The organism is Duncaniella dubosii, from assembly GCF_004803915.1.
Classification (GTDB): domain Bacteria; phylum Bacteroidota; class Bacteroidia; order Bacteroidales; family Muribaculaceae; genus Duncaniella; species Duncaniella dubosii.
The window spans coordinates 2261405-2281137 of sequence record NZ_CP039396.1 but is presented as its reverse complement, the minus strand read 5'-3'; the positions used below and the strand labels follow the sequence as shown (position 1 = coordinate 2281137).

Below are 19733 nucleotides of genomic sequence, written 5' to 3'. Positions count from 1 at the left end.
ACTTAGAGCCTTGCTAATTCAAAAATCCAAATTAGTAGCGGTCAAATATTGCTTTGCAAATTCAAGCTGCGTATCTTTATCATTGATAAAATCCGATACGGTTTGAGAAACAAGATAATCCGGTGCAACACCAATTCCTTCCAACGGAAATCCTTTAGGAGAAACAGACGGCGGTGCGGTTGGAATGCGGAAACATATTCCACTGGAAGTCTTAAATGTTTTAGGCCTGTTCCCTGTATCACCGGCTGTTGGCTCTCCAATCAATATGATATTTCCACTCTCTTTCATATCTATGACAAAGCTCTCAGCTGCTGAAAAAGTCATAGGGCTTGTGAGTAAGACTACCTTTCCTTGGTAAGCATCATCAACCGGTGAGATTATCTTATTGTCAACACAGTGAGGCTGATCTTCATGTATGAAATATCGGGCTAATTCCCGTCCATTGCCACTATTGCCACCCTCGTTATTGCGAACATCAATGATAAGGTATGGCAAATTGCGGACTTTATTGAATTCAGAAACAAAACTTTCGATTACGCCATCCATCATTGTGTTAATGGCGAGATAACCTATATTATCATTTAAAACTTTACTGTCCGTCTTAGCTGAAACGGAAGAAGGCAGAGAATCATTGGGTAATAAAGGTAAATTAATCTCTATTGTATCGTTTCCACGGCACACAGTATAGTCGCGAGTTGTATCAAAAAGGCTCCTAAAGATATTGGCAGCAGCGAAGAGCCTACGATTAAGTGGAGTAGATGCAGCTACATACTTCTCATTACGGTTCATCCAATCAATCACTGATTCACCATTAACCGCTATGACTCTATCCTTATCCCGGAATCCGGATTTTGTCATAATATCATTCGGATTACTGATAAAAACAGAGTCGTTGATAACCGTCGGAAAAGTACCGGCAGTATACGACTTCAAATATACGTATGAATGTCCTACTTGAAGAGAGGCAAAAAATTCCTCAAGCATCTCGCCATATTCTTTCGGTGAAGATATATCCTTTACTCGTATCGCATATAAATCGCATATAGAATCAAGATTCAGATTCTTGGATTCGGCAAGAGAATAATTATCTTTTACAATCGCAGCTATCTCGTTAAAGTCATCAGGGAAACGGTCACTCGACAATGGCAAAGATTTAACATAATAACTTTCCGTATCTATATCGTCAGATGAATAGAACCATTTAAAATAGACTATCACTCCAACAAATGCAAGCAGAATAAGCCCCAGTATTGCAAGCAAAACTTTACCAAGAGTCTTTACTATATTTCTGTGAGTAGAATTCATGTTATGATTCCTTGTATTAGTTTTTAGTTTAAAATGCTATAATTGATTGGATTGAATCTAACTGCAAAATTAGCTATTTTTTCAATATCTGGTCACTTTGAGCCTCAACCATCGAGAGAAAATCAACTAAATAAAACAAACACCACTTAAAAATCATAAAATAACACAGTTATATAGTGCTATTTTTCGCTACCAGTACACTTTTAGTAGACATCATAAAAGAAATAACGACTGGAAATCAAATGATTAGCAGTCGTTATCAGTACCCGGACCCGGGATCGAACCGGGATGGATTGCTCCAACGGTGTTTGAGACCGTCGCGTCTACCGATTCCGCCATCCGGGCAAATTTATATTTCGTCTGTCATCAATGACCATCGGGCAATATTCTGTAAAACCAAATGTGATTCACATCACAAAATATCTACCCGTGTCCCTGACGGTCGCCTACGCGACTTAGACGGGGACAAAGGTAGACATTTTTTTTTATACTCACAATAGGAAGATTAAAAATCTGTTTGGGCATCAGGATCGGTGTACCACCGTGAATACCTGAGATAGTTATGTGCAATCTTCTTATTGAGTTCACGTGATGTTTCAGAATCGACCATCTTTATGAACTTGGCAGGGGCACCGCCCCAAAGTTCATTCGGACCGATTTTAGTGCGTGAAAGCACAACCGAGCCTGCGGCGACAAGGGCGTTTTCTCCGACTTCGGCATCATCCATCACGACAGCTCCCATACCTATAAGGGCATAATCATGGATTTTTGCGCCATGAATGGTCACATTGTGTCCGATAGAAACATCATTGCCAATCTCTATCGTCGATTTCTTATATAGCGTGTGGAGGACCGAACCATCCTGAATATTCACACGATTGCCGATACGGATCGAGTTGACATCTCCACGGATAACGGTATTGAACCACACGCTGCACTCGCTACCCATGACCACATCACCGACAACCGTAGCATTCTCGGCAAGGAAGGTGTCAGGTCCGATTTCAGGCGTAAAACCTCTGACTGGAATTATCAAGGCCATTTTTAATAATCTATAAAAGTTAAACATCAGTGGAGCGCCGAATGCTGGCTCCACTATCGGGCTTAGACGGATTAACGGTCAAGCGGTCTGGTTGCGGCCGCGAGCCATGCGCGCTCTTCTTCCGTCATAAGCGGAGCAAGGCGGTCGTAGACTGTGTGGTGATAGTTGTCAACCCACTCAATCTCCTCGTCCGACATGATTGAGACATCAAACAGACTGCGGTCAAACGGACAAAGCGTTATCGTCTCGAAGGCATAGAATTTGCCGAATTCTGTCTCTTCGTAAGGAATTGTGAGCACGAGGTTCTCACAACGTATGCCATAGCGGTCCGCAAGATACACACCGGGTTCATTTGAAGTGAGCATGCCCGGCGTAAGCGATGCGAGAGTATCGTTCAGTCGGATGCTCTGCGGTCCTTCATGCACGTTAAGGAAATGACCTACACCGTGACCGGTGCCGTGGAGATAGCTCTTTCCTTCCTTCCAGAGCGGCATGCGGGCGAGCGCATCAAGCTGAGCTCCGCGAGTTCCCTCGGGGAAGATTGAGGTAGCGATGGCTATATGGCCTTTCATCACGAGAGTGAAGTCATGGCGCATATCAGCTGTCGGTTCTCCTATGGCGATAGTCCGTGTTATGTCGGTAGTGCCGTCCAGATAATTCGCACCTGAGTCAATCAGCAACAGATTGCCCTTCGTAATCACAGAGTCGCTTTCAGGCGTAGCGGTGTAGTGGACAATAGCACCGTTCGGACCGAAACCGCAGATGCTCTCGAAGCTGAGGTCAAAGAACAGATCGCCCTTACCGCGATGTTTCAGCAGAATATCCGCTACACCCATTTCAGTCAGCTTCTCGCCAGACTCGACCACCTTTTCAATCTCCATAAACGAACGCACCATAGCAACACCGTCGCGAAGATGTGCCTGACGTATTCCGGCAATCTGGACATCGTTTTTGACAGCCTTCGGAAGAGCCACGGGAGAATTCCCCTTCACATAGCGACCTTCGAGGACATGAGCAATCGCACCCGAAGCTCGGCTTCCGCTGAGAAGAACCGTCACGTCCTTAGGCAGAGCTGCCAGCGAGGAAAGTACGGCATCATAGGGAGCGACAGCCACACCGGCATCCTTGAGATAGGCTTCAACTTCGGAAGTCATCTTCGCCCCATCGACAAACAAGGTGCTTCCATCCGGAGCAAGATAAAGGAATGAGGTTGCGACAGGATTGCAGGGCACATCGTTAGAACGGATATTGAGCACCCATGCTATTTCATCAAGAGCCGACGTGAAATACGCCTCCGCACCCTGCACGGCCGCGCTTTTAAGAATGCGTGAAATCTTGGCCTTGGCCGACTCTCCGGCATATTTCTCATCGTGAACAAAAATTTTGTCGGAAGGAAGCGACGGACGGTCAGCCCATATACGGTCGATCGGATCAAAATCGACATCCAGTTTGATTCCGGCAGCGTTGAGACGCGAGCGGAGCGAGGCGGTCTCGTCGATTGACATGAGCATACCGTTGATACCGACCTTATCACCTTTCGCGAGATGTTCGCATAGATATTCGGTGATTGAGGGAGTCTCAGGCAGTCCGTCTTTCATCAGGATTATCCCTGTGCCTTCAATCTGCTGTGCACCCTGAAGGAAATAGCGGCTGTCGACCCAAAGAAGAGCCTCCTTGTCGGTCACTACCATTGTTCCTGCCGAGCCGGTGAATCCACTGAGATAGCGGACAATATGCCAATGGGATGATATATATTCACTCAGATGCGCATCAGTGCGCGGAAGTATCACCGCCTTCACACCTTCGGCAGCCATCTCTTTGCGAAGCGCTACAATGCGCTCGATAATCAGATTCTGCATAATATTTATATTTCTTTTGAGAAGTTTATTTCGTAATCAGTTCATTCAAGGTCGACACGCAGCCCTTCATTGGCCACAATCACATCAGGAAACTCCTCCGATGCTTCCTTGAGAAGAATTTCTTCAGAATTATAGCGTTTCGAGAAATGTCCGATAATCAACCTCTTAGCCCCGCCCCCGCAGCAATAAGCGCGGCCTGACGTGCTGTCGAGTGCCCGCGCTCACTGGCCATAGCCTCAAGCGAATCATCGTAAGTGGCCTCATGATAGACCGTATCAACACCTTTTATATCGGCTGCGACACGCTTGTCCATCATCGTATCGCTGCAATAGGCATAGCTCATTGACGGATCAGCATCCGTGGTCAGCATCGCGTTTGGAATGACCGTACCGTCATCTTTCACATAGTCACCGCCGTCCTTTATGTTTTTAAGCTGAGAGACTGGAACGTTGTGAAATCTCACAGCATCGCCGCGCAGATGGCGCTGCTTGGGCTTCTCGCGGAATATGAAACCAGAACATGGAGTGCGGTGATAGAGAGGGAAAGTCTCTACCGTAAGCCCCGAATCCTCATAGACAATCCTCCGCTCCCCTTCCTCTATTATATCATAGATAATTTCAAACGGTGAATTACGATTAAAAAAATCCATCCACTCTTTCATCAGCCTTGCTCCGTCACGGAATATATGGACAGTGACAGACCCGCTGATCTGGTGCAGAGCCATAGTCGAAAGCAGTCCGGGCAGCCCAAAAAGATGATCGCCATGAAGATGAGAGATAAATATATGGTTGAGACGCGAGAATTTCAGACCCAGCCGACGGAACATCAGCTGTGCACCCTCACCGCAATCAATCATGAATAGCTTGTCGCGAAAAACCACCACCTGACACGACGGCTGGTGGCGCGCCGTAGGCGTGGCCGACCCGCATCCGAGTATATTGACCTGAAACTTTGCCATAACAACGCAAAAGTACACAAAAAAGCGCGTTTTTCATCTTATTCCCAATTAAAATCTCACACAAATCTTTTCTACAGAAAGAGTGAAAGACACAAAGACAATAATATTATATATGTGACAGGCGATTGGATAGTTTTTATAAAATAATTTGTAAATTTGCAGCAAACAATGCTCACCATATACCTTGAAATAATCAAATGGCTAAGAAACTCCTTTCGCTCCCGCCCAACCTTGTGGGATGCTTTCACGATATAACCGGACTTTCAAAATCTGAATTTTACTGCACTTCCGACCCATCGGCCACAGACTCGGCAGCGGTGGCGGAACTACATGGATTCTTGAAGAATGCCATCGCGAGTCAGCCGACAGCGACAGTTTTGAAAAATGGATAGGGAAAGAACGGAAGATAATAATCCATGCCGGAGGCCAGAGCCGCCGACTGCCCTCCTATGCACCGTCAGGCAAGGTGCTCACGCCGATTCCAATCTTCCGATGGGAGCGCGGACAGTCGCTTTCGCAAACCCTGCTCGACCTCCAGCTCCCCTCTACGAACGCATAATGTCGACGGCACCCGCCTCAATCAACACAATGATTGTCAGCGGAGATGTCTATATCCGTGCTGCCGAACGCCTTGCTCCAGTCCCGGAAGCCGATGTCGTATGCTACGGCCTATGGCTCAACTCATCAATCGCCAAGAACCACGGAGTATTCTACAGCACTCACGATGCACCCTCTGTGCTCAACCGCATGCTACAGAAACCGTCGGTCGAAAAACTCAACTCCCTCCTGCAGACCGGCTACTTCCTCACCGACATAGGCATCTGGCTGCTCAGTGACCGTGCGGTTGAACTACTGCGCAAGCGCTCGCGAAACGCCGACGGCTCATTCAGGGAATATGACCTTTATTCCGAATTCGGACGTGCGCTCGGCACTGATCCGGAAATAACCGACCCCGAACTACGCCAACTCACAGTTGCCATCGTGCCACTTCCCGGAGGACAATTCTATCATTTCGGCACTGGCCGCGAAATGATTTCTTCGACACTGGCCGTTCAGAACATCGTCAACGACCAGCGCGAAATCATGCACCGCGACCGCAAGCCTCACCCTTCGATTTTTGTCCAGAACACCATAACCGAAATCCGGTTTGACGCATCAAACACAAATATCTGGATAGAAAACAGCCATATTGCCAAGGGATGGAAGCTTACAAGCGACCATATCATCACAGGCGTCCCGGCCAACAACTGGGAGCTGTCACTCACACCGGGACAATGTGTCGACATAATCCCTGTAAATGACAATGCCTATGCAGTGCGTGTCTACAACATCGACGACCGCTTTGCAGGCGACGAACAGAAACGACCGCAGTTCCCCGTTGTCACAGACATCTCCGATATGGGGCGCATCGTCAAAGCCATGCTTGAAGGCAACGCCGACCTCGCAGGCTACGACATGCTAAGCGCCGAACGCATCTCAGACATCGCACGTCTTGACCGACTCGTCGCCCAGCGTCGCGCCTTCCGTAAACAAAACCGCATAGCGCTCGCTGAGAACCACAACCACAGCGTATTCTATCAGACCGACCTTCTCGAAGCCGCCAAAGCATTCGCTACGGATTCGATACCTCTGCCCTCACCTATTTCAGAGACAGAGCCACTTGTGAAGCGCGCAAGCGACGCAATGTTCCGCGCAGAAGTGAAACGACGCTCAAATCAGGAATGGAAAGCCGATCAGGACACTGCCTTCTCGATTCTCCGTGAAGGACTCACCCGCGCCGCACTCGAGAAGAAACAACTGCCGCAACGCGCCGTCTGCTCCGACCAGATTGTCTGGAGCCGCTCACCTGTGCGCATCGACATCGCAGGCGGATGGAGCGACACCGCTCCCTATTGCCTGATGGAAGGCGGGACAGTCATCAATTTCGCCATCGAGCTCAACGGCCAGCCGCCATTGCAGGCCTACGTGCGTCCTTGTAAAGAGCCCCACATCATCTGCCGTAGCATTGACCTCGGAGCGGAAGAGCGCATTGACAATTTTGATGCCATACTTGACTTCCACCGTGTGGGCAGTCCATTCTCGATACCCAAGGCTGCACTTGCCCTCGCCGGTTTCCATCCCCGTTTCTGCGAAGTCACCTATCCATCACTCAAAGCACAGCTCGAAGACTTCGGTTCAGGACTTGAAATCACATTGTTCTCAGCCATACCCGCCGGAAGCGGACTCGGCACGAGCAGCATCCTTGCGGCAACAGTCCTCGGAGCAATCAGCGACTTCTGCTCACTCGCATGGGATAAGAATGAAATCTGTAGCCGTACACTCGTCCTCGAACAGCTTCTAACGACAGGTGGCGGCTGGCAGGACCAGTTCGGCGGTGTCATAGGAGGCGTCAAACTGCTCCAGACTTCAAAGGGATTCGAACAGAATCCGATGGTGAGCTGGCTTCCCGACACCCTTTTCACCGACCCGGAATATGCCTCATGCCATCTTCTGTACTACACAGGCATAACCCGCACGGCAAAGGACATTCTTGCCGAGATAGTCCGCAACATGTTCCTCAACGAAGGCGCGCAGCTGCGTCTGCTCCGCAGCATGAAAGCTCACACAATGGAAATGTATGACGCAATAATGCGCTGCAACTTCAACCGACTCGGCGAACTTGTGCGCACCACATGGAATCAGAAAATGGCCATTGACCGAGGAACCAACCCGCCGGAGGTCGATGCCATCACCCGGCGCATCGACGACCTGTGCCTCGGCTACAAGTTGCCCGGTGCAGGAGGTGGAGGCTATCTCTACATGATTGCAAAAGATCCTGAAGCGGCCGCACGCATATGCCAGCTCCTTCATACCGAACCGCTACGTCCAAACGCCCGTCTCGTCGACCTTTCGCTCTCTCGCTCAGGACTTACTGTAACGAGAAGCTAAGAGTCGTATAAAGGAATAAACAGTCATGCTAAATGCTATCAGGCTCTACCGTCTGGCCAACTGGCTTTACAGGCATCACATCCCGCTGCTGCCAAAGCTGCTGCAACTTCTGATATTCATCAACTATAACTGTTCAATCAGCTATAGAATGAAAATCGGACGCGGGACGTTTTTCAACCACGGAGGAATGGGCGTGCTCATTAATCCCGAAGCCACTGTCGGCGATAACTGTAAAATAGGCAACAACGTATCAATCGTAGGACAAGGTCCATATAAAGAGTGTCCGAAAATAGGCAACAGGGTCTACATCGGGCCGGGAGCGGTGATCCAAGGTCCTGTCATCATAGAAGACGAAGTCATCATTGCTCCAAATGCGGTTGTCAACAAAAGCGTACGTCGCGGCAAAATAGTCGGCGGAATTCCAGCCAGAATCATAGGAGATGTCTCCGGTCTCGACTACAATATTTTTGCCGATGAAAACTGGAAAGAGGGTTATAAAAGCTTTCTTGAATAGTTCGCAGCACTCTCCCTGACATCGAAATTTTGAATAAATGACTCTTAGAATTTTGCGTTTTTAACATTAGGCTCCAAGTTTTGGAGCCTATTTTGTTGGGCATAGAGGAAAAAATAATTAATTTTGCATTTGTTTCCCTTTCTGCGGACGGGCAATAGACATGGTTACCAACTTAATATATTATAAGTAAAAAATCATCAATATATGAACATCCTTGAACTCAGTGAACAAGAGATCGTGCGCCGAGGCAGCCTCGACGAAATGCGCCGACGCGGCATAGACCCGTTTCCTGCTGACGAATTTCCCGTAACCGGTTACTCAGACGAGATTAAAGAAACATTTACCGACGATGCACCCCAGCGCGAGGTCTCGGTCGCCGGACGAATCATGGGTCGCCGCATCATGGGCAAAGCCTCTTTCCTTGAGCTTCAGGACTCACATGGACGTATACAGGTCTATGTCAACCGCGATGAAATCTGTCAGGGCGAAGACAAAGACCTCTATAATGTCGTATTCAAGAAACTTCTCGACATCGGTGACTTCGTAGGAATCAAAGGCTACGTGTTCCGCACCCAGACAGGAGAAATTTCCGTGCATGCACAGCAGCTCACAGTGCTCGGCAAGTCAATCCGTCCGCTGCCTATCGTCAAGGTCAAGGACGGCGTGACCTATGATGCGTTTGACGATCCCGAACTCCGCTACCGCCGCCGCTATGTCGACCTTATTGTCAACGAAGGTGTAAAGGACATCTTCGTCAAGCGCACAAAGGTGATGAACTCCATGCGCAACTACTTCAACGAGCATGGCTATATGGAAGTCGAAACCCCGATTCTCCAGTCAATCGCCGGCGGAGCGAGCGCCCGTCCTTTTATCACCCACCATAACTCGCTCAATATCGAGCTTTACATGCGAATCGCCACAGAGCTTTATCTCAAGCGTCTGATTGTCGGCGGTTTCGACGGAGTATATGAAATCGGCAAGAACTTCCGAAACGAAGGTATGGACCGCACACATAACCCGGAATTCACCTGCATGGAAATCTATGTGGCCTACAAGGACTACAACTGGATGATGGAATTCACCGAGAAGCTGGTTGAAAAAATCTGTCTTGATGTCAACGGCACAACTCATGTAAAGGTCGGCGACAATATCATCGACTTCAAAGCTCCATATCGCCGCGTGACAATGACCGATGCAATCAAGGAACACACAGGCATCGACATCACCGGCATGACCGAAGAGCAACTCCGCGACGCAGCCCGTTCGCTCGGCATAGAAGTCGATGAAACAATGGGTAAAGGCAAGCTCATCGACGAGATTTTCGGCGAGAAGTGCGAAGGCACCTACATCCAGCCGACTTTCATCATCGACTATCCCATAGAAATGTCACCGCTCACCAAGCGTCACCGCAACAATCCGAATCTCACAGAGCGTTTCGAACTTATGGTAAACGGCAAAGAACTCGCCAACGCCTACTCGGAACTCAATGACCCGATTGACCAGTATGAACGCTTCGTAGAGCAGATGAAACTTGCCGACAAGGGCGATGACGAAGCCATGATTATTGATCAGGACTTCGTACGCTCGCTTGAATACGGAATGCCCCCGACATCGGGCATGGGTATGGGCATTGACCGTCTCGTCATGCTTATGACAGGCCAGACCACAATTCAGGAAGTGTTGTTCTTCCCGCAGATGCGCCCTGAAAAGGTGCAGCGCCGCGACAAGGAAGAAGCCTTCACCGCAATAGGAGTACCGGCCGAATGGGTCGCTCCGATCTACAAGGCCGGAGTCTACACCATTGACCAGCTCGCAGGCCAGACAGCCGGAAAACTCCATCAGGAACTGTGCGGAATCAACAAGAAATTCAAACTCGGGTTCAAATCTCCCCTAATCGGAGACGTCGAACAATGGATTGCTGCTGCAACTACCTCGGCAGCCGAATAATAAACAGAAATCCTTCATCAGTTCGCGCATATCATGGCATTTAATAAAATAGCAGTTATGGGAGGCGGAAGCTGGGCTACAGCTCTCGCCCGGCTTCTCCTTCGCAACTGCGACTCCATACTCTGGTATATGCGGCGCGATGACCGCATAGAGGATTTCAAAAGGCTTGGACACAATCCCGCATACCTTACTGACGTTCAGTTTGATGTGTCGCGCATTGAATTTTCAAGCGACATAAATTATGTCTGCAACCATGCCGATACACTGCTGATGGTCATGCCTTCGCCCTACTTCAAGACGCATATCAACAAAATCGCCGTCGATATCTCCGACAAAAACGTCGTGTCGGCGGTAAAAGGAATAGTGCCGGGCGACAACGAAATCATTTCTGACTTCGTCATGCACCATTTCGGTGTGAAGTCAGACAAAGTGCTTGTAGTCGCCGGTCCTTGCCATGCCGAAGAAGTGGCGCTCGACCGTCCGAGTTTCCTCACGGTCGGATGCCACAATGTCCAGAACGCTATTGAATTTGGCAACAAGCTATCCTCACCCAACACACGCACAATCCCGTCAAGCGATGTCGAAGGCATCGAGTATGCAGCCGTTCTCAAGAACGTCTATTCCATCGGCGCAGGTATTGTCCACGGAATGAAAGGAGGCGACAATCTCCTTGCGATGCTCGTCAGCAACGCAATCCGCGAGATGGAGCGCTTCATCGACGAAGCATGCCCGCGTCCGCGTTGCATCTGCGATTCTGTCTATCTCGGCGACCTGCTTGTCACTGCCTATTCACGTTTTTCCCGCAACCACAATTTCGGGTCGATTATAGGTAAAGGATATTCCGTATCCACGGCCCGAATGGAGATGGAACAGACAGCCGAAGGTTACTACGGTACGAAATGTATCAAGGAAATCAATAAAAAATATGGTGTCGAAATGCCTATTCTCGATGCCGTCTACGATATTCTCTACCGCCATGCCAACGCCGAGCGTGCGATCCGCGCCCTTGGCAAATGGTTCATCTGACACACGCTATTCCTTATAATACTCAACCAATAACAAATCAGAAACGACAATCGGATATAAAAACTAAAATAACATGAAAACCTTATCTGTTGACATTAAAAACGTACTCGGAACTGTGAGCCGTGAAGACATCAATAAACTTGACGGCAAGGCTTCCGATGCTCTTGAAAAAGTGCTTAACGGCACAGGCGAAGGCAGCGACTTCCTCGGATGGGTTAATCTTCCCACCGACACAACCGAAGCTCTCCTCGACGATATCGTCGCCACTGCCGATTCACTCCGCCAGAGCTGCGACACTGTGGTTGCAATCGGTATCGGCGGCTCTTATCTCGGAGCAAAGGCCGTGATTGAAGCTCTCAGCGACAGTTTTGCCGCATATCGTCCTGCATCTGAAGGCAATCCCAAAGTTCTCTTCGCCGGACAGAACATCGGCGAGGATTACCTCTACGAACTTCAGGACTATCTGAAAGACAAGCGCTTCGGCATAATCGTGATTTCGAAGAGCGGAACCACCACCGAACCCGCCATCGCTTTCCGTCTTCTCAAAGAGCAGCTTGAACGTCAGCTCGGTGTCGACGAAGCCCGCAAGCGCATCGTGGCTATCACCGACGCTCAGCGCGGCGCACTCCGCCGTCTCGCAACCGAAGAAGGTTACAAGACTTTTGTCATCGCCGACAACGTTGGCGGCCGTTTCTCCGTGCTTACCCCTGTAGGTCTTCTTCCCATAGCTGTTGCAGGATTTGACATCCGCGCTCTCATCGACGGTGCTGCCGAAATGGAGAAAATGACCAATACAGCCGACGCATCCAACCCTTCTTATCTGTATGCCGAAACCCGCAACGCCCTCTACCTTGCAGGCAAAAAGACCGAGATTCTTGTCAACTACAATCCCAAGCTCCACTTCTTCGGCGAATGGTGGAAACAGCTCTACGGCGAAAGCGAGGGCAAAGACAACCTTGGTATCTTCCCTGCCGCAGTCGACAATTCAACTGACCTCCATTCAATGGGACAGTGGATTCAGGAAGGTGAGCGCACCATTTTCGAGACTGTGATTTCAGTTGTCGAAAGCAAGCACGAAAAGTTCATCCCATCCGACGAAGCAAACCTCGACGGTCTCAACTACATCGCCGGCAAGCATGTCGACGAAGTGAACAAGATGGCTGAGCTCGGCACACGTATCGCACACGTCGACGGAGGTGTCCCCAACATGCTCGTGACTATCCCCGCACTTGAAGAAAAGTATCTCGGCCAGCTCATCTACTTCTTCGAAAAGGCTTGCGGTATCAGCGGCTACATACTCGGAGTCAATCCATTCAACCAGCCCGGTGTAGAGGCTTACAAGCGCAACATGTTCGCTCTCCTCGAAAAGCCCGGCTACGAAAAAGAAACCGAAGCGATCAAGTCGCGCCTCTGATAGAATAGCACCTGTAGCTGTAAGCCTCTATGGGCTACAGACACCCAGACATAAAGCCTCGTTCCACTTCGGAGCGGGGCTTCGTTATTTGACTTGAGACATCAGCTGATTATATCTTCCGGTTATATTCCCCTCGAACATGGATATAGATTGCCACGGTAGATTTTTTTTGCTAATTTTGCATGTTGAATACTAAAAATAAAAGGCTGACTGTCAAACAGCCGATAGCAATCCAAACAAAATGCGCAACGAATCAGAACTTAATGGAGTGTCACTGCTTGGAAATACCGGAGTGAAGTACCCTACTCAATATGCACCTGAAGTGCTGGAAACATTTGTCAACAAACATCCTGACAATGAATATCTTGTCACTTTCACCTGTCCCGAATTCACATCCCTGTGCCCGAAGACCGGACAGCCGGATTTTGCTAAAATCCTGATCTCCTACATACCTCGTGAGAAAATGGTCGAGAGCAAGAGTCTCAAGCTCTATCTGTTCAGTTTCCGCAATCATGGAGATTTCCACGAAGACTGCGTCAACATAATCATGAAAGACCTGATAGCACTCATGGATCCGCGCTATATCGAGGTCAAAGGCATCTTCACACCACGAGGGGGCATAGCCATACTGCCGTTTGCCAACTATGGCGACAGCCAGCATCAGGAAATGGTAAAACAGCGTATGCTCGCATCATTTCCCGACAATTTTTAAAACAACATCTCACAAACGTTAAAGACAAAAAATGGCAAAAGATACACTACTTGTACTCTCCGGAGGCATGGATTCCGTCACAATGCTCTGGGAATATGTCGACTCGATAGCAGCTGCAGTGACATTTCAATACGGCTCTAACCATAACATGCGTGAAGCGGCGTGTGCCAAATGGAACTGCGGGCACCTTAATGTGAAATGGTATGAAATCGACCTTTCGTTTATGGGAAAATATTTTGAAAGCTCCCTTCTGAGCGGAGCTGAAGCAATCCCCGAAGGCAATTACGACGATGACAATATGCGGTCGACTGTGGTGCCCTTCCGCAATGGCATCATGCTGTCAGTGGCCGCCGGTCTCGCCGAAAGCCTCGGCTTGAAGAAAGTGATGATAGCCAACCATTCCGGTGACCATGCAATCTATCCCGACTGCCGTCCAGACTTCATAAAATCAATGAAAAATGCCATAGCCGACGGCACATACGAACATCTGGAACTCGTAGCGCCCTACACAGATCTCACAAAGGGCGAGATAGCATTACGCGGAAAAACTCTTGGCGTAGACTATTCCCATACATATTCATGCTACAAAGGCGGCGAACATCATTGCGGTAAATGCGGGACATGTGTCGAACGTCGGGAAGCTCTGGATTTTGCCGGTATAAAGCTGGAAAACGACTGAACCATCTTCCTCTCTTATCCGACACTGACTACCACATGCAACCGACATCCAACAACTCTCCTAAACGCAAACCACGCAGACGCTTCAGCCTGAAGAAAACTCTCAGGCTATTCCTTCCGCCGATCCTGTTCATATCACTATGTGTGGTGATGTGTACGCCGACACGCCATTCCGAGTCCGACGGAGCCGCAATAGTCACGACAACAAAAGCGTCAAGTGACGAAACCGCACCTGATGCCGGAATCAATGAAGAAGTGAAACCGATCAGTGAAGAAATTCCGACCGATGTCCATAATCTGGAAACTGATACTGTCAGCAGCCATCTTGCCCACCTCGATGAAATGCCCGAACCAACCGAACGGATCAAGGTTAACTACTTCGGGAACATGCACCAATTTTTCAATGACAGCAACTATATCCATTGGCAGGAAGCCGAAATCATAGGGATAGAACCGCTGACCGACACCCGCTCTCACTGGCAGCTGAAAAAACCGATTGTCAAGGTGACAAGCTGTGAGGATTTTTTTATCGACTCTCTGATCTATTCGCGCCCGTATCTTGTTCCAATAGCAGCTGCAAGACTTCACGAAATCGGACACCGCTTCCGCGATTCAATAGCATCGAGAGGCGGAGGCGACTACCGAATAAAGGTGACAAGTCTGCTAAGGACTCCAAGGACCGTCAAGCGACTGCGTCGCCGCAACCGCAACGCGATTGACTCCTCAGTCCATCAGCTCGCCACGACATTCGACATATCGTATGCCTCTTTCATTGCCGACAACAGCGACAATCCCCGCAGTGTCGACGATCTAAAAGGAATACTCGGCGAAGTGCTGAAGGCCATGCGCGAAGAAGGAAAACTATGGGTCAAGCACGAACGCGGGCAGCCCTGCTTCCACATAACAGCCCGCAAAAAACAACCGCACGAAGCATCCAAAGACAACTGATCAAGAGATAAGTCTCTTATTGCAATAGTTTAGCCTCTCAATGAACGAACAGACATCTCAAAACGTCAATTCCGGCACTGTAGGCAAGAAGAACAACGGAAATCCACGACATCCGTTAAAGAAACGTCCCGTATGGATAAAAATCCTGCGCGGGATGCTATGGGTCATAGCCTGTCTGACAGCTGTTGTGCTTATTGCAATCACAATAGCCGTTTCATATCTGAAACCGGAGCGTCTGACTCCGTTAGTGGAAAAATATGCCAATGAATACATTGATGCAGACATCAGCATCGGACGTATTGAAATTTCATTCTGGCACACTTTTCCTCGATTTGAGCTCGACATCACCGATCTCTCGGTCAAAAGTAACGCACTGTCACCCCTGCCACACGACTCTGTTGCCGGGATGCCGGTATGGGCAGATTCACTTCTCACACTCCATCGATTCAACGGGGCGATAAACATTCCGAAATTACTTGCCGGAAATATAACGCTCTACGACATCATTCTTGACAGACCTGAAATAAATATCGTTCAGGCCACACCGCAGCGATCCAACCTTGACATCTTTCCTGAGTCAAAAAAAGAGGATGAGAACAATGAAACTTCTGTTTTCATCTCAGATTTATCGTTTGCGACATTCGAAATCCGCAATGGCATGTCAGTCCGTTATCTATCTGTCCCTGACTCCACAGATATAAGCATCACTCTATCTGACACAAGGCTAAACGGCAACAATGCCCCGGACTATTCAGTCGACATCCACGGACTGACATCTGCTTCCGTGTCGGATTTTTCAATTAAAAATCTAAGTTTCGGAATAGGCGGCGACATCAGATGGAGCCAGTATGACCCGCAGAAACTGGCGCTCAATAATTTCAAGATAAGCGCAGGTAAAGTAAACACGACACTTTCAACCGACATAAACTTTGCCGAAGGTCTGCGGATAGACAGATTCAATTTTCTGCTTCCACGCACCCCTGCATCAGATATAATGGAACTGATCCCGGAGGAAATGTGCGGAGAAACAGCCAATCTGAAAGCCGGATTCGACATAAAACTCGGCATAGAGCTCACACAGCAGTTCAGACCGGCCGTCGATTCCATTCCGTCGGTGAACGTCACTCTCGAAATTCCGGAAGGACGCGCTGACTACGAACAGCTTCATCTTTCCCGCTTCGCCCTGCTTGCAAAGGCTGAAATCAACGGTGAAAAACTCGATGCCTCAACCATAAACGTCGAAAAACTTCTGGCAATCGGTCAAGGTGTCGGTTTTGAACTTAACGGGAAAATAGACCATATCATCAGCGACCCTACTATATCCGGAACATTCAAAGGCGGGGTTGAAATAAGCAGACTTCCGAAAAAGCTGCTTGCAGAACTGCCATGCGAAATAGACGGCTCTCTGCGTGCCGACAGTAAATTTTCACTGCGGAAAAGCTATCTTGACCAAAACAACTTCCATCGAATACGCCTGACAGGAGAGGCTACGCTTAGAAATCTCAAGATTTCCATGCCAGAACTTCCTGCCGAACTATATTCACGGACGATGGAGCTGAAACTTGGGACAAACTCATCGTTCACTCGCGGAGATATCAGCGTAGACTCGCTTCTGACCGCGTCATTGAAAATCGACACAATATCAGCAGGAATCACAGGCATGATTCTACAGGCATCCGAAGTGAAAATGGGTGTCGGATGCCAGAACACCTCATCGTCAGCCGACACCAGCATAATCAACCCTATTGGCGGCCGGATTGTGGCTGACAGACTGCTGTTCAGATCAACCGAGGACTCAACAAGAATACGCCTGCGCAAATCGACTGTCGGAGCGACTCTCCGACGCTACAAAGACGATAAGACAAAACCGCAGCTCGTACTCAACGTCGCTACCGACGGTGCCTTCTATGGTGACCGTCTCAACAGGGCGCTACTCGGAAAGTCACTTCTGCTCGTGACCGCCTATCCGTCAGCTGTCACACAAAGGCCACGGCGCTCACCGCTGATTGACTCTCTTTCAGTCGCTAATCCCGACTTGCCACAGGATTCACTAAGAGCGATGGCTCGGGCAATACGCCGGGCAAGAATGAAAACACTCTCTGCAAGCGACAGTGTGGCTGTGGCCGAAGGCGAGGTTATCGACATAAGCGTCGACAATTCGATGCGCCGCCTGTTGCGCCGATGGGATGCAAGAGGCGTGTTGAAATCTGAACGCATGAGAGTCTTTACCCCTTATTTCCCGCTACGCAACACCCTTAGCGACCTGAACATCAGGTTCAATTCCGACTCTCTGACCATAACCGACACCCGGTTGCGCACCGGGCATACAAGCCTCGTGATGAACGGCAGCGTAAGCAATATCAAAAAAGCGCTGACATCAATCAACCACCAACAGCCTCTCAGGCTCGATTTCACTCTTGACGGCGATACCATAGAAGTGAATGAAATAGCAGGAGCCGTGTTTGCCGGCGCAGCCTTTGCCGAAAGCGACACAACCGGAATATTCATCGCCCAAGAGTCGGATAATGAAAGAGCCATGCAATCCTCGGTCGAGACAAACGCGTCCGATACGATGGCCACCCTTGTCATCCCGTCAAACGTAGAAGCAAATATCAATGTCAAGGCCAACAACATAGCCTATTCCAACCTGATGTTCCGCGACTTCAAAGGCCGGCTTAATGTCTACAAAGGAGCAATCAATCTCGAACAGCTGACCGCAGCGACAAATGTCGGCGGAATAGACCTAAATGCACTTTATTCCGCTCCGTCGAAAGAGGATGCGTCGTTTGCATTCGGATTGGGAATCAAGGATTTCCATATCAAGCAATTCCTTGAACTTGTCCCCGCGATTGACTCGCTTATGCCCCTGCTCTATGGAATCGACGGAATCATCAATGCCAACATCGCGGCTACAACCCGTATAAGCGACGGCATGAATATCGATATTCCAACATTGAAGGCTGCCTTGAAGCTATCGGGCGACAGCCTTGTGCTGATTGACGAAGCCACATTTAAGAAAATTGGCAAATGGCTTATGTTCAAGCACAAAGAGAAAAACGTCATCGACAGTATGAATGTCGAGATGATTGTCCAGAACTCTCAGCTTGAGATGTTCCCGTTCATATTCGACATTGACCGCTACCGCCTCGGAGTCATGGGTACAAACGACATGGCGATGAATCTCAAATACCACATCGCGGTCCTCAAATCACCCCTTCCGTTCAAATTCGGAATAAACATATCAGGCAATGTCGACGATATGAAAATACGGCTCGGGAAAGCCAAGTTCAACGAAAAAAACATGCCTAAATCAGTTGCCATCGCCGACACGACCCGAATCAATCTCGTCAGGGAAATCGGCAATATCTTCCGCCGTGGAGTGCGCGACGCAAATATCGGAAGCCTTGACTTTTCGGGACTGCCTGACTCCGGCACGGCCGACAGTAGCACAACCGACACCATTTCACGCAGAGATTCACTCTATTTCATCCAGGAAGGACTCATAGCGCCACCCGACACCGCGATTCATGCCTCAATTATCCCCGAAACGAAGAAAACAAAAAATAAAAAAGCAAAGAAATGATACCACCCGTTCCATTTTCCAATGAAATCCTACGTTTTCTTGACCGCCATCATTTTGGACGTCTGACTCCCCGCGCGGCTCTGATTGACATGGACGGTACACTATATGACTCGATGCCGAACCACACCAAGGCATGGTACAGGCTTATGACCGAAGCCGGCGTAGCATGCACGCCCGAGGAATTTTATCTCTACGAGGGACGCACAGGCGCATCGACCATCAACGCTCTGTTTCAAAGAGCATTCGGACGCGAGGCTACAGATGAAGAAATAGAATCGCTCTATAGACTTAAAACCGAATATTTCAGGGAACTCCCGCCTGTAAAACCGATGCCGGGAGCGGCCGACATGCTCAACACGCTGAAAGAGACCGGCATACAGCGTGTACTTGTAACCGGGTCTGGACAGCGGTCACTCATAGACCGCATCACGGCTGATTTCCCGGGAATCTTCAATGAAGACAAAATCATAACCTCGCGCGATGTCACTCATGGCAAGCCCCATCCCGAACCGTTCATAAAGGCCATGCAGCTCGCACATGTAAGACCATCGCAGGCCATAGTCATCGAAAACGCACCGCTCGGGGTCGAGGCCGGTGACCGCTCAGGAGCTTTTACAATCGGAGTAACCACAGGGCCTATTCCACGCGAAGCACTCGAAGAAGCCGGAGCAGCAATCGTTTTCAGCTCTATGCCTGAATTAGCACGACTTCTCCCCTCTCTGCTGCTGTCAATACTGACAGTAACAAAAGAAGTTTAGACACCGGCCGACTGCAGAGACAGCCTGAATAAAATTTATCTAGAAAACAGCATCCTCAACA

Annotated in this window: 12 protein-coding genes, 1 tRNA gene and 2 pseudogenes; 10 read left to right on the top strand and 5 right to left on the bottom strand. The window is 49.2% G+C overall.

The window, feature by feature from the left end:
* Window positions 1-18: 18 nt before the first annotated feature.
* The 5 genes and pseudogenes from E7747_RS09890 to E7747_RS09870 form a co-directional block, all read right to left on the bottom strand.
* Window positions 19-1305: a S41 family peptidase gene (locus E7747_RS09890; protein ID WP_136415706.1), complete on the bottom strand. Its 1287-nt coding sequence runs from the start codon at window positions 1303-1305 to the stop codon at window positions 19-21.
* Between the two features lie 263 nt (window positions 1306-1568).
* A tRNA-Leu gene (locus E7747_RS09885) sits at window positions 1569-1650 on the bottom strand.
* Window positions 1651-1810: 160 nt separating this feature from the next.
* The gene (locus E7747_RS09880; protein ID WP_136415704.1) at window positions 1811-2347 is read right to left on the bottom strand and encodes a gamma carbonic anhydrase family protein; all 537 of its coding nucleotides are present in this window, start codon (window positions 2345-2347) and stop codon (window positions 1811-1813) included.
* A 71-nt stretch (window positions 2348-2418) separates the two neighbouring features.
* A complete protein-coding gene (locus E7747_RS09875) occupies window positions 2419-4206 on the bottom strand; it encodes an aminopeptidase P family protein (protein ID WP_136415702.1) in 1788 nt (595 codons plus the stop codon).
* Window positions 4207-4247: 41 nt separating this feature from the next.
* Window positions 4248-5164, bottom strand: a pseudogene (locus E7747_RS09870) (ribonuclease Z).
* 197 nt (window positions 5165-5361) lie between these two features.
* Between E7747_RS09870 and E7747_RS09865 the strand changes: the two are divergent.
* From E7747_RS09865 to E7747_RS09820, 10 genes and pseudogenes are all read left to right on the top strand, one after another.
* Window positions 5362-8092, top strand: a pseudogene (locus E7747_RS09865) (bifunctional fucokinase/fucose-1-phosphate guanylyltransferase).
* A 25-nt stretch (window positions 8093-8117) separates the two neighbouring features.
* On the top strand, window positions 8118-8606 hold the full coding sequence (locus E7747_RS09860) for a serine O-acetyltransferase (RefSeq protein ID WP_123614348.1): 489 nt from the start codon (window positions 8118-8120) through the stop codon (window positions 8604-8606).
* 204 nt (window positions 8607-8810) lie between these two features.
* Window positions 8811-10553, top strand: a complete 1743-nt coding sequence (lysS, locus tag E7747_RS09855) for a lysine--tRNA ligase (protein ID WP_136415700.1) — start codon at window positions 8811-8813, stop codon at window positions 10551-10553.
* A gap of 33 nt (window positions 10554-10586) precedes the next feature.
* Window positions 10587-11579: an NAD(P)H-dependent glycerol-3-phosphate dehydrogenase gene (locus tag E7747_RS09850; RefSeq protein WP_228449132.1), complete on the top strand. Its 993-nt coding sequence runs from the start codon at window positions 10587-10589 to the stop codon at window positions 11577-11579.
* Window positions 11580-11652: 73 nt separating this feature from the next.
* Window positions 11653-12993, top strand: a complete 1341-nt coding sequence (locus tag E7747_RS09845) for a glucose-6-phosphate isomerase (protein WP_136415698.1) — start codon at window positions 11653-11655, stop codon at window positions 12991-12993.
* Between the two features lie 241 nt (window positions 12994-13234).
* Window positions 13235-13705, top strand: a complete 471-nt coding sequence (queF, locus tag E7747_RS09840) for a preQ(1) synthase (RefSeq protein ID WP_123614344.1) — start codon at window positions 13235-13237, stop codon at window positions 13703-13705.
* Window positions 13706-13736: 31 nt separating this feature from the next.
* Window positions 13737-14384 carry a 7-cyano-7-deazaguanine synthase QueC gene (queC, locus tag E7747_RS09835; protein ID WP_123614343.1) on the top strand — a complete coding sequence of 216 codons (648 nt, stop codon included), beginning with the start codon at window positions 13737-13739 and terminating at the stop codon, window positions 14382-14384.
* 35 nt (window positions 14385-14419) lie between these two features.
* Window positions 14420-15331 carry a DUF5715 family protein gene (locus E7747_RS09830; protein ID WP_136415696.1) on the top strand — a complete coding sequence of 304 codons (912 nt, stop codon included), beginning with the start codon at window positions 14420-14422 and terminating at the stop codon, window positions 15329-15331.
* A 40-nt stretch (window positions 15332-15371) separates the two neighbouring features.
* The gene (locus E7747_RS09825; protein ID WP_136415694.1) at window positions 15372-18914 is read left to right on the top strand and encodes a hypothetical protein; all 3543 of its coding nucleotides are present in this window, start codon (window positions 15372-15374) and stop codon (window positions 18912-18914) included.
* Window positions 18911-19672, top strand: a complete 762-nt coding sequence (locus E7747_RS09820) for an HAD family hydrolase (protein WP_136415692.1) — start codon at window positions 18911-18913, stop codon at window positions 19670-19672. Before E7747_RS09825 ends, E7747_RS09820 begins: the two co-directional genes overlap by 4 nt.
* Window positions 19673-19733 lie beyond the last annotated feature (61 nt).